The organism is Azospirillum largimobile (assembly GCF_977007025.2).
On record NZ_CDRMUA020000002.1, the window covers coordinates 665506 to 677500 of the forward strand.

The window sequence follows — 11995 nt, forward strand, 5'->3', positions numbered from 1 at the left end:
CCGAATGCCAGCCGGACCCCCGCGCCACCCGCGCGGGGGTCTTTTTTTCGTCCATGCCGCGCCGTTCCTGAAAATGCTTAGGGTCCATTCCCTTTTTCGGGCGGTAACGGGAGCGGGAAACGCGATTCCGGCTACCCCTTTCGGGCACGGCCTCCTTCGGTCTAATGCCACCGCCCGGCTACGAGATGGGGGGTGGCAATCGCATCTTCAGTGCTGCAAAGCCGAACCCGGTACGGCAGCCTAAGGGAAAGCCGATGAAAATCCTCGATTTTCTGGAAAAAAGCATCGCCGTCATCGGCATCATGGCCTTCGGGGGCTCGGTGCTTCCGCTGATGCTGACCGGCGGCGACCCGCTGGCCGGCGACCTGGAAGCGGCCGGGGTCACGGTTTTTTACGGCGGCATCTATGTCCTGCTGCTTGCGGCGATCGCGCTTAGGCCGGCGATCGCCTTCCAGATTCCCTTCGCCAGCCCGGCACTGACGGCGATGATCGCCTTCGCCTTCCTGACCGCATTGTGGTCCCTGTTCCCGGACGTGACGCTGCGCCGGTCGATCGCCTTCCTGTTCACCACGGTGTTCGGCATCTGGCTCGGCCTGCGGTTCCGCTTCCCGGAGATCATGCGGCTGATCGTGGTCGGGCTGTCGGCGCTGATGTTCGTCTCCTACTTCATGATCTTCGCGATGCCCGAGATCGGGCTGGACAGCGCACAGCATGTCGGCGCCTGGAAGGGCGTGTTCTTCCAGAAGAACGTGACCGGACGCATGATGGTCTGGCTGATCCTGGCCCTGGTCTGGCTGGACTGGCAGAAGGAGCAGAGCCGCTGGGTCACCCGGCCGCTGATGATCCTGGCGATGCTGCTGATCGTCATGAGCCGGTCGGGCACCGGCCTGATCACCTCCATCCTGGTGTCGGTTGCGCTGCTGTCCACCACCATGCTGCGCGGCAGCATCCGCAACTTCGCCCCCACCATGGCGCTGCTGCTGGCGCTGCTCGTCATCATGGTCACGGCGGGCGCCACCTTCTGGTACGACGTGCTCTACGCTCTGGGCCGCGACCCCACCCTGACCGGACGCACCGTCCTGTGGGAGCACATCGTCCATTCGGTCGGCGAGCGTCCGCTGCAGGGCTACGGCTATGCCGCCTACTGGTTCGGCTTCAACGGTCCTGGGTCCAGCTTCACCCGCGACTGGGGCATCACGTCGGCCCACAGCGGCTGGCTGGAGCTGACGCTCGACCTCGGGCTGGTGGGCGTGGCGCTGGTGTTGGCGCTGCTCTGCCGCCTGCTGTTCCAGGGCTTCTTCGCCGCCCGCTACGGCAACAGCCGGCCCGAGGCCGCCTGGACCTTCGCCGTCGGCTGCGCCCTGCTGGCGGTGTCGGTGTCCGAGAGCGTGTTCGCCGAGCGCCATTCCATGAACTGGGTGATCGCCACCGTCGCCGTGGTCCGTCTGGTTCAGCAGAGCCGTTGGCAGCGGCTGCTGAACGACCGCGCCGCGGAACGGGCCCGACTGCACGGGCATGCCCCGGCCGGGATGAACCCCTCGGGCATGGGTCCGGCCTACGCCACCCAGAGCCGGGGGCTCTAGCCGCCGCATCCGGCCTTCGAACATCCGGCCTGCACAAGGCCACGTCACCAGCGACCTTTCCCATTTTCCTTCGACCGAAGGCAGACCCATGAGCCAGAAGAACGAGCCGGCAAGCTTCAACCGTCCGGCAATCGGCAAGCAAGGGGCCGGCAAGCAAGGGCCCGGCGAACAGGCGGCCAACGACGAGGCGGCGCCCAACGAGCAGGTCACCGTCGTCATCCCCACGCGGAACCGTCCGGACATGGTGATGCGGGCGGTGCGCAGCGCCCTGGACCAGACCTACGGCGACCTCGACGTGATCGTGGTGATCGACGGCCCGGATCCCGCCACCGCCTCCCATCTGGCAACGCTGGCCGATCCGCGGCTGACCGTGATGGAACTCGAGACGAACCACGGCGCGGCGGAGGCCCGCAACATCGGCGTGCGCAGCGCGCGGGGCGACTGGATCGCCTTCCTCGACGACGACGACCATTGGATGCCCGAGAAGGTGGAGCTGCAGATGGCGGCCCGCCCGGCCGACGTCCGCTTCCCCATCATCAGCTGCCGCTGTCAGGTGGTGACCGCCCGCGGCACCTTCGCCTGGCCGCGCCGGCTGTCGACGCCCGCAGACGCCATCGGCGACTACCTGTTCGTCCGCCGCGGGCTGTTCAAGGGCGAGACCTTCGCTCCCACCACGACCCTGCTGACGCCCAAGGCGCTGCTGCTGCGCAATCCCGTTCCCAAGTCCCGCTTCGACGATTGGGAATGGCTGATCACCTGCGGCCGGATCGACGGCGTGGCGCTGATCCATATCCCCGACGTGATGGCCGTCCATTACACCGAGGAGAACAACCGGGTCACGCTGTCGACCTGCCACAACATCAACCACGCGCTGGAATGGGCGGAGGAGATGCGCAACCACCTCTCCCCACGCGCCTACGCCAGCCTTCTCCTCCAGGCGACCGGCGGCGAGCAGGCGGCACGCACCGCGGGCACCCGCTGGAGAATCCTGAATTCCGCCTTACGCGACGGGCAGCCGACGCCGATGGCGCTCGCCACCTTCACCATGCACTCGCTGATGCCCGTCGGACTGCGACGCCGGCTGCGCCAAGCCCTGTTCTCCGCGTCCGACGCTGCCTGAGCCGGAAAAAGGACCCTGACGCCTATGGACAGCATCAACGACAGCCGTGCCCCCAGCCGCCAGCCGGAAACGGCCAAGCGCACCGTGGTCGTCTTCGCGACGCCGGGTGCGCTCGACGGCGGCGGCGGCATCGGCCGCATGACGGGCTATGTGGTCGACCAGTTCGACAAGACGGGGACGACCCAATCGATCATCCTCGACACCCGCGGCACCGGGAGCGTTCTGCTGTCACCCTTCTACCTCGGCTTAACCCTGGCGCGGATGGCCTGGATCCTGGTCCGCCGCCGGGCGTCGGTCGTGCACATCAACGTGTCGGAGCGCGCCAGCTTCCTGCGCAAGGCGGCGGTGCAGACGGTGGCCGGGCTGCTGTCCTGCCCCACCGTCGTCCATCTGCACGGCGCGTCCTTCGTAGAATATTTCGAAGGCGGCGTCTTCGCCCGCGCGATCAGCCGCTGGCTGTTCAACCGCTGCGGCCGGGTCGTCGTTCTGGGCGACAACTGGCGGGACTATCTGGTCCAGTCGGTCCGCACCGACCCCCGCAAGATCCGGGTGCTCTACAACGCCGTGCCCGACGTCGGTGCCGATCTGGGTCCGCGCAGGCCGCCGGAACCGGGGGCCGTCCTGTCCCTGCTGGTGCTCGCCAACCTGTCCGAACGCAAGGGCATCGGCACCCTGCTGCGCGCCTGCGCCCTGCTGAAGGAGCGTGGCCAGCCTTTCCGGGTCACCATCGGCGGCGGCGGCGACGTGGACGGCTACCGCGCCATGGCCGCGGAACTGGGGGTGGCTGAGGAGTGCAGCTTCCTCGGCTGGATCGGCCGGGAGGAGGCGCACGCCCACATCCGCTCCCACGACATGCTTCTGCTGCCCTCGACCCATGAAGGTCTGCCGATGGTGATCCTGGAGGCGCTGTCGGCACAGCTGCCGGTGATCACCACCCCGGTCGGCTCGATCCCGGAGGTGCTGGCCGATGGCGAGACCGCGCGGATCATCCCGGTCAACGACGCCGCCGCCCTGGCCGGCGCGATCGTGGAGGTCGGCAGCGACTCGGCGCTCTACAGCCGCCTGGCGGAGCAGGGGCGCCGGCTTTTCCTGAAGCAGTTCGTGATCGATGCCTACGCCAAGTCCCTTTTGGCCATCTACCAGGAGCTCGACCGCAGCGGAACCGAGCTGTCGGGGGAACTGGACAAGCTGGCCGGATCGGCCGCCACGGCCTCCAAACGGAGGTGACGGCGACCCGCCTCCGGTTCGGTGATCGGGGTAGGAAACAATCAGGAAGCATATAACCGGAATGGAGATTGTACATGCACAGGTTGGGTAACCATACCGGCAGGCCAACCCGTTCGGTCGCTCCACAGCGTGCGGGTGCGGCATCGCGTAAACTTGCACCTGCATGTCGCCCGGCCTCCGGCCGCGGGACATTCCAACCGGCGGCAGCCGATCGGCCGCACCACAGCTTGCAGTTCTCCGGCGCCTGACCGACAGGCAAAAGGGATAGAGGCCGAAAACAAAACAAGCCCGCCGCAGCCGTCGAAGGACGGACGTCACACGGCAAAATGCCGGGACGCGAAAGAGGAAAGGCGGGCAGGGAAAGGATCAGGAGTGGACATGATTTACATCGTCTCCCCCGGCGGTACCCAGGAGAAAGGCGGAATGGGCCGTGTGGTCGACAACTTCACGACCGATCTCCGGCAGAACTGCCCGGATGTGAAGTTCGAGGTGGTCGACAGCTACGGTCCGGGCAAATTCCACCTGATGCCCCTCTACTTCGCACGGGCCACCGCCCGCCTCGCCGGCTGCTTCGTCGCCGGAAAAGCCGATCTCGTCCACATCCACATGGCGGAATATGGCAGCGTCCTGCGCAAGGGCATCCTGATCGCCATGGCCCGCGCCTTCGGCGTGCCGGTCGTCCTGCACCTGCATGGCGGGCGTTTCCCGAAGCACTTCAAGGACTCCAGCCCGATCATGCGCTGGGCGATCCGCCGCATGATGGCGATGACCAGCGAGATCGTCGTGCTGGGCGAATTCTGGCGCGACTGGGTGGCCGAGGCCTTCGGGCCGGAGGCGCGCCAGCGCACCACCCTGCTGCACAACGCAGTTCCCGGCCCGGTGAAGCCCCCCGTCCGCGACGACGCGGAGGACGGCTTCTCCGGTCCTGTGCGCCTGCTGTTCCTCGGCCGGCTGATCAAGCTGAAGGGCATCGACGTCCTGCTGAACGCATTGGCGTCCCCCGCCTGCCGCGACCGCAACTGGCAGGTCACCATCGCCGGCGACGGCGACCTGGAGACCTACCGCAGCCTCGCGACCGAACTGGGCGTCGCCGACCGCGTGACCTTCACCGGCTGGCTTGATCAGACCGGCTGCCGGCGCGAACTGGCCAACGCCCATGTGCTGGTCCAGCCCTCGATGTTCGAAGGCCTGCCGATGTCGGTGCTGGAGGCGATGGCGGAAGGTCTGACCATCGTCGCCACCCCGGTCGGCAGCGTTCCCGACGCCATCGCCGACGGCGAGACCGGGCTGCTGGTGCCGCCGGGCGACGTCGCCGCGCTGGCCGACACGCTGTCGCGGGTGATCGACGACCGCACCCTGCGCCGCAACCTCGGCGCCGGCGCCCGCGCGCGGTGGGAACGCCAGTTCGACGTCGTGGTGTTCCGCGAACGGCTGCTGGAAATCTACCGCCGCAACGCCCGCGGCAGCCTGAGCACGACACCCGCCGTCCCGGCGGGGCCGGTGCCGGCCTCCGGGCCGACCGGCCACTCCAAGAGCACGACCGGCTGAAGCGACGTGTCCAGCCTTGCCCCCGGCCCGGAGATCGGGTCTCCCGGCACGGACCGGGGGCATCGACAAGAAGGAGGGTATGCACCATGAAGAACGCCATCGCCAATCTGGTGCGCTGGTCGGGGTTCGGTGCGATGCAGCGGTTCCTGAAGGCGCGCCACGGGGTCACGATCGTCGTCTACCACGACCCGACCCCGGAGGTGCTGCGCGAGCATATGCGGTGGTATTCGAAGCACTATGGCTTCACCACGCTGGACGCGGTGGCGACCGCGATGGAAACCGGCCGGTGGGACAAGCTGCCCGCTTATCCGCTGGTGATCACCTTCGACGACGGTCATCGGAACAACACGGAACTGGCGCCGGTGTTCCGCGAATTCGACCTGCGTCCGACAATCTATCTCTGCAGCCAGATCGTCGGCACCGCCCGCCCCTATTGGTGGAAGACCCCCGCCGCCGACGGCATCGGGGTGGAACGGCTGAAGCGGGTGCCCGATCCCGAACGCCGCCGCCTGCTGGCGGAGGCCGGCAACGACCCCGACCGCGACGGCTCCGACCGCCAGGCGATGACCTGGGACGAGATCGCGCGGATGACGGACGTCGCCGATTACGGCGCCCACACCCGCACCCACCCTATCCTCCTGCAATGCGACGACGGCCGCTGCGCCGACGAGATCGCGCTGTGCCGCACCGAGCTGGAGGAGGCTCTGGGCCGGCCCTGCCGCCACTTCGCCTTCCCCAACGGCGATTTCAGCGACCGCGAGGTCGAGGAGATCCGCCGCGCCGGCTACCGGACCGCGCGCACCATCGATCCCGGCTGGAACGACGCCTCCACCGATCCCCTGCGGCTGAAGGCGTTCCCGGTGTCCGATGACGCGACGGTGGAATGGCTCAGCGTGCAGCTGACCGGCATTCCCGCCTGGCTGCGCAAGCGCAAGGGCGGCACCGGCGGCGCCGAGGCCGGAGAGGTCATGTCCGGATGGTCGGGGCCGATGGCGAAGCCCAAGTCTGCAGGCGTATGACCGCCAATTACTTTCGCACGCCAAAGGTCAGGACACCGTCATCTAGCCCTATAACCAGACAACAGAGTGGCTAACCACAGACTTCAAGGCACTCCTATCCTTTGATCCCTCGCAAAGCAGCGCGATCGTCACAATAAAATTGCATATCACGCTGATGCGAAATCGAAGGCCGGAACGACGAAAGGACAGCACGCAGGGGGTCAGCCGGAACCCGCCCCCGGACAGTCCCTACGAAGCCCCAGGACCCGGTTTCGACCGAACCCTCTTTGCCACAGAACCCCTTTTGCGACGCAACCCAAGTCGACCGAACCCAGCAGGAGTTTTCAGAGACATGCGGACCGCCACCCTGACCGACACGACCCTGACCGCTCCCGCCCTGCCGGAAATCCGCGCGTTCATCGTGGAGAACTTCCTGCTCGGCAAGGACTCCGGCTTCGACAACAGCGAATCCCTGCTGGAGTCGGGGATCATCGACAGCACGGGCATCATGCACGTCGTCGCCTTCCTGGAAGAGCGCTTCGGCATCGCCGTCGATGACGACGACATGATCGCCGACAACCTGGAATCCGTGGACCGCATCGCCGCCTTCGTCGGCCGCAAGCAGGAACTCCGCAACGCCGCCTGACCCCGCGGGAACGACGGCGGAAGCGGCCAAAGCGGACATGGCCGAGACGGACATGGCCAAGACGGGCGCGGCCAAGAAGACGGGCAAAGGCAAAAAGGACATCCTCACCATGGCCCATCTGGTTCACCAGTTCCTCACCGACACGGCCCGGCGCGATCCCGACCGCACCGCGCTGATCGCCGGGGATGCCCGCCGCAGCTTCGCCGAGCTGGATCGTGAAAGCGACGCCGTCGCCTGCGCGCTCCAGTCGGCGGGGATCGCCCGCGGCGACCGCGTCGCGGTGATGCTGGAGAACTCCATCGAGTATGTCGCCGGCCTGTTCGCCACCCTCAAGGCCGGCGGCGTCTTCGTCCCCGTCAATCCGTCCACCAAGGCCGACAAGCTGACCTACCTGCTGGCCGATGCCGGCGTCCGGGTCCTGATCGCACCGGCGGCGCTGGCCCGGCAGGTCCTGCCGGCGTTGGAGGCGGTGGAAACGCCGCCGGCCGTCCTGTGGGTCGGCGCCGGCCTTCCGGCCGGTGCGGCGGGGCTCCTCTATGCCGACGCGGTGGCGGGCCAGCACCGCCAGCCGGTCGATCCCGGTCTGATCGACCAGGATCTGGCGGCGATCATGTACACCTCCGGCACCACCGGGCGGCCGAAGGGCGTGATGCTGACACACGCCAACTACGTCAACACCAGCTGGGCCATCTCGACCTATCTGGAGAACACGCCCGACGACGTGGTCATGTGCGTCCTGCCGCTGACCTTCGGCTATGGCCTGTCCCAGGTTATGACCGGGATCCGCGTCGGCTTTACCCTGGTGCTGGAGCGTTCCTTCGCCTTCCCGATGGAAACGCTGAAGCGCATGGTCCAGCACCGGGTCACCGGCCTGCCCGGCGTGCCGACGGTCTTCTCCACCCTGCTGGGGCTGGATGCGGCGAAGACCGCCGATCTCGACTGCCTGCGCTATCTGACCAACGCCGCCGCGCCGCTGCCGGCCGCCCATCTCCGCCGTCTGCGCGAGCGGTTCCCGCAAGCCGTCTTCCATTCCATGTACGGCATGACGGAGTGCTGCACCCGCATCAGCACGCTAAGCCCCGCCGAACTCGACGCGAAGCCGGCCTCCGTCGGCCGCGCCATCCCCAACTGCGAGGCCTTCGTCGCCGACGAGGAGGGCAACCGCCTTCCCCCCGGCCAGATGGGCGAGCTGGTGGTGCGCGGCGCCAACGTGATGCGCGGCTACTGGAACCGGCCGGAGGAGACCGCCCGCCGCCTGCGCCGCGGTCCCCGGGGCGAGACGCTGCTGTTCACCGGCGACCTCTTCACCCAGGACGCCGAAGGCCACCTCTACTTCGTCAGCCGCAAGGACGACGTGTTCAAGTGCCGCGGCGAAAAGGTCAGCCCGCGGGAAGTCGAGAACGCACTGTACGAGTTGGACGGCGTTCTGGAGGCCTGCGTGATCGGAGTCCCCGACGATGCCGACGGCTTGGCGGTCAAGGCCTTCCTCGTCCCGCGCGACGGTGCGTCCCTGTCGGAGGCGGCGATCCGCCAGCACTGCCGCGGCCGGCTGGAAAGCCACCTCGTGCCGAAATTCATCGAGTTCCGCGACAGCCTGCCGAAGACCGACTCCGGCAAGATCCGGCGGGCGGAACTGGTGGAGGAGATGCGGGCAGAGACCCCCACCCTAACCCTCCCCCGCTCTCAGCGGACCTATGGTCCGCCTGCCGCGTCAGCACAAAGCGGAGCTTTGTGCGAGAGCTGGGCGGGGGAGGGGGGCAGCCCCTGATCTGGAAAACAGCGGCAGTCCCTCCCCCGCCCAGCGGGGGAGGCTAGGTGGGGGTCTAACCTCCCCTACACAGAACACCACCACCAACACCCACCCCAGGACAGAGAGCACGCTCATGTGTGGTGTCGCCGGAGTTCTCGCAGGATCGCGTGCCGAACCGCCCGGTCTGGACGAGCTGAAGCGCATGATCGCCATGCTGGGCCACCGCGGTCCGGACGGCTACGGCTTCTATCGTGACGACCGGATCGGGCTTGCCCATGCGCGGCTCAGCATCGTCGGCCTCGCCGGCGGTTTCCAGCCGATCCACAACGAGGACCGCACCCTCTGGATCAGCTTCAACGGCGAGATCTTCAACCACATCGAACTGCGGCGGGATCTGGAGGCGCGCGGCCACCGCTTCTACACCCGGACCGACACCGAGGTGATCGTCCACGCCTTCGAGGAATACGGCCCCGCCACCTGGGCCAAGCTGAACGGCCAGTTCGCCATCTGCCTGTGGGACACCAAGCGGCGCGAGCTGTGGCTGGTCCGCGACCGGCTGGGCATCCTGCCGCTGTTCTATGCCCGCCGCGGCGACCATCTGGTCTTCGCGTCGGAGGCCAAGGCCCTGTTCGGCGGTGGCCGGGTGACGCCCGCATTCGACCCCGCCCGCCTCGCCCAGGTCTTCACCCATTGGAGCACCGCGCCGCACGGCAGCGTGTTCGCAGGCGTTGAGAGCGTGCCGGCGGCCACCGCCATCCGCATCGACTCCACGCTCGCCCTGCATGTCGACCGCTACTGGCAGCCCGACTTCGCCACCGATCCATCCCTCGCCAACCTGTCGCTGGACGAGGCGGCCGACCGGCTGGAGGAGAAGCTGCTCGACGCCATCCGCCTGCGTCTGCGCGCCGACGTGCCGGTCGGCGTCTACATCAGCGGTGGGCTCGACAGCTCGGTGATCGCCGCGCTGGCCCGCAAGCTCGACACCACCCACATGCACAGCTTCGGCGTCCGCTTCACCGATGCCGGCTTCGACGAGACGCCGCAGCAGCGGCTGGTCGCCGGCCATGTCGGGACCGAGCATCACGACATCCTCTGCAGCCCGCAGGACATCCAGGCCGCTCTGCCCGACGTCATCCGCCACGGCGAGACGCCGCTGGTCCGCACCGCCCCCGCCCCGCTCTTCCTGCTGTCGCGTCTGGTGCGCGAGAGCGGCATCCGCGTGGTGCTGTCCGGCGAGGGCGCCGACGAGTGGCTGGCCGGCTACGACATCTTCAAGGAAGACAAGGTCCGCCGCTTCTGGGCGCGCCAGCCCGGCAGCAAGGCGCGGCCCAAGCTGCTGGGCCGCATCCATCCCTTCGCCGCCGTCAACGGCCAGAAGGACAGCCCGCTGTGGCAGGCCTTCTTCAAGCGCGGGATGATGGATACGGAGGAGACCTTCTACGCCCACCGCACCCGCTGGCGGAACACCGCCTGGTCGCAACGCCTGCTGTCCGCCGACGTCCAGGCTGCGGCCGACGATGCCGCCTTCGAGGCGCATGTGGCGGCCCATCTGCCGGACGGCTGGTCGCGCTGGTCGCCGCTCGCCCGCAGCCAGTGGGCGGAGATATCCTCCTTCATGACCCCCTACCTGCTGTCGGCCCAGGGCGACCGCGTCGCCATGGCCAACAGCATCGAGGTCCGCTATCCCTTCCTCGACCCGGCGGTGGACGACCTCTGCGCCGCCCTGCCGGACCGGGTGAAGATGCTGGGGCTGCGTGACAAGCTGGCCCTGCGCCGGCTGGCCGCCCGTCACCTGCCGGCCGAGATCTTCCAGCGGCCGAAGCGCCCCTACCGCGCGCCGATGACCACCGCCCTGTTCGGCGACGGCGCCCCGGACTATGTGCGCGACCTGCTGTCGCCGGAGGCGCTCGCCCGCTACGGCCTGACCGATGCCGACGCCGTCTCCGCTTTGGCCGACAAGGCTCACCGCCAGAACGGCCGCATGGCCGGCGAGCGGGAGGAGATGGCGCTGGTCGGCACCCTGACCCTGCAATTGCTGGCCCATTACGTCCACGACGAGCTTCCCCAGCGCATCCGCGACCAGCGGGCCGCCCTGGACCGTGCCGAAATTCATGTGCTGGAGGATCAGACGTTGGATGACTTGGCCGGCAACGCCCGGACCGCCACGCCCCAGCCCACCGCGGCCTGACCGCCGCGATACACTTTTGACCGACGATGCATCAACCCCCATCGGGAACCGTGACCATGCTGAACGCCCTTTCCTCGTTCGACTCCAAGGCCCTCGATCTGGATTGCGCGGCCGCGGCGCGCGAGATCGAAGACGCCATCCAACGCATCGTCGCCCAGGATCTGCGCCGCCAGGGCATCGTGCTCGGCGTGTCCGGCGGGATCGACAGCTCGGTCTGCGCCACGCTCGCCGTCCGCGCCCTCGGGCCGGAGCGCGTGCTGTGCATCCTGATGCCGGAGAAGGAGAATTCGCCGAAGAGCACCCGCCTCGGCACCCTGCTCTGCGAGCATCTCGGCGTCACCCCGGTGATGGAGAACATCACAGGTCCGCTGGAGGCTCTCGGCTGCTACGAGCGGCGCGACAACGCCATCCGCCGGCTGTTCCCGGAATTCGGGCCGGGCTGGAAGCAGAAGATCGGTCTGGCCGGCAACCTGCTGGACGCCGACCGTGTCAACTACTTCACCCTGACCGTCGAATCGCCGGAGGGGGAGCGCCAGACCAGCCGCATGCCGGTGGACGTCTATCTCGATGTCGTCGCCGCCACCAACCTGAAGCAGCGCATCCGCAAGACGGTCGAATACACCCACGCCGACCGCCTGAACTACGCCGTGCTCGGCACGCCGAACCGGCTGGAGTATGAACTGGGCTTCTTCGTGCGCGGCGGCGACGGTCTGGCCGACCTGAAGCCGATCGCCCACCTCTACAAGTCCCAGGTCTACCAGATGGCGGCCTATCTCGGCCTGCCGGCGGAAATCCAGGCCCAGTCGCCCAGCACCGACACCTACACCCTGCCGCAGTCGCAGGAGGAGTTCTACTACGCCCTGCCCTACGACAAGCTCGACCTGGCGCTCTGCGCCTATGGCCGCGGCGCCACGGAAGAGGAAGCGGCGGCGGCC

General features: G+C 68.0%; 9 protein-coding genes (1 of these 9 cut by a window edge). All 9 read left to right on the forward strand.

The genetic code is table 11. From position 1 onward, the window contains the following. Nucleotides 1-254: 254 nt before the first annotated feature. On the forward strand, nt 255-1583 hold the full coding sequence (locus ACWPKK_RS16280) for an O-antigen ligase family protein (protein ID WP_452006059.1): 1329 nt from the start codon (nt 255-257) through the stop codon (nt 1581-1583). An 88-nt stretch (nt 1584-1671) separates the two neighbouring features. Further along, complete coding sequence (locus tag ACWPKK_RS16285; protein ID WP_324871015.1) at nt 1672-2703, forward strand: glycosyltransferase family 2 protein; 1032 nt, start codon at nt 1672-1674, stop codon at nt 2701-2703. A gap of 24 nt (nt 2704-2727) precedes the next feature. Further along, entirely contained in the window at nt 2728-3930 is a 1203-nt protein-coding gene (locus ACWPKK_RS16290) for a glycosyltransferase family 4 protein (protein ID WP_452006063.1), read from the forward strand. Between the two features lie 378 nt (nt 3931-4308). Next, a complete protein-coding gene (locus ACWPKK_RS16295) occupies nt 4309-5478 on the forward strand; it encodes a glycosyltransferase family 4 protein (RefSeq protein ID WP_452006066.1) in 1170 nt (389 codons plus the stop codon). An 86-nt stretch (nt 5479-5564) separates the two neighbouring features. Continuing rightward, nucleotides 5565-6497 (forward strand): polysaccharide deacetylase family protein, encoded by a 933-nt coding sequence (locus ACWPKK_RS16300; protein WP_324871018.1) that lies wholly within the window; start codon nt 5565-5567, stop codon nt 6495-6497. A gap of 331 nt (nt 6498-6828) precedes the next feature. Further along, nucleotides 6829-7122: an acyl carrier protein gene (locus tag ACWPKK_RS16305; protein WP_014188245.1), complete on the forward strand. Its 294-nt coding sequence runs from the start codon at nt 6829-6831 to the stop codon at nt 7120-7122. A gap of 109 nt (nt 7123-7231) precedes the next feature. After that, on the forward strand, nt 7232-8890 hold the full coding sequence (locus ACWPKK_RS16310; protein WP_452006672.1) for a class I adenylate-forming enzyme family protein: 1659 nt from the start codon (nt 7232-7234) through the stop codon (nt 8888-8890). A gap of 115 nt (nt 8891-9005) precedes the next feature. Beyond that, on the forward strand, nt 9006-11060 hold the full coding sequence (asnB, locus tag ACWPKK_RS16315) for an asparagine synthase (glutamine-hydrolyzing) (protein WP_452006069.1): 2055 nt from the start codon (nt 9006-9008) through the stop codon (nt 11058-11060). A gap of 56 nt (nt 11061-11116) precedes the next feature. Then, nucleotides 11117-11995: the 5' portion of an NAD(+) synthase gene (gene nadE, locus ACWPKK_RS16320; RefSeq protein WP_452006071.1), read on the forward strand. Its footprint extends 126 nt past the window's final position; the window shows 879 of its 1005 coding nt (coding positions 1-879); it begins with the start codon at nt 11117-11119; its stop codon lies beyond the right edge, outside the window.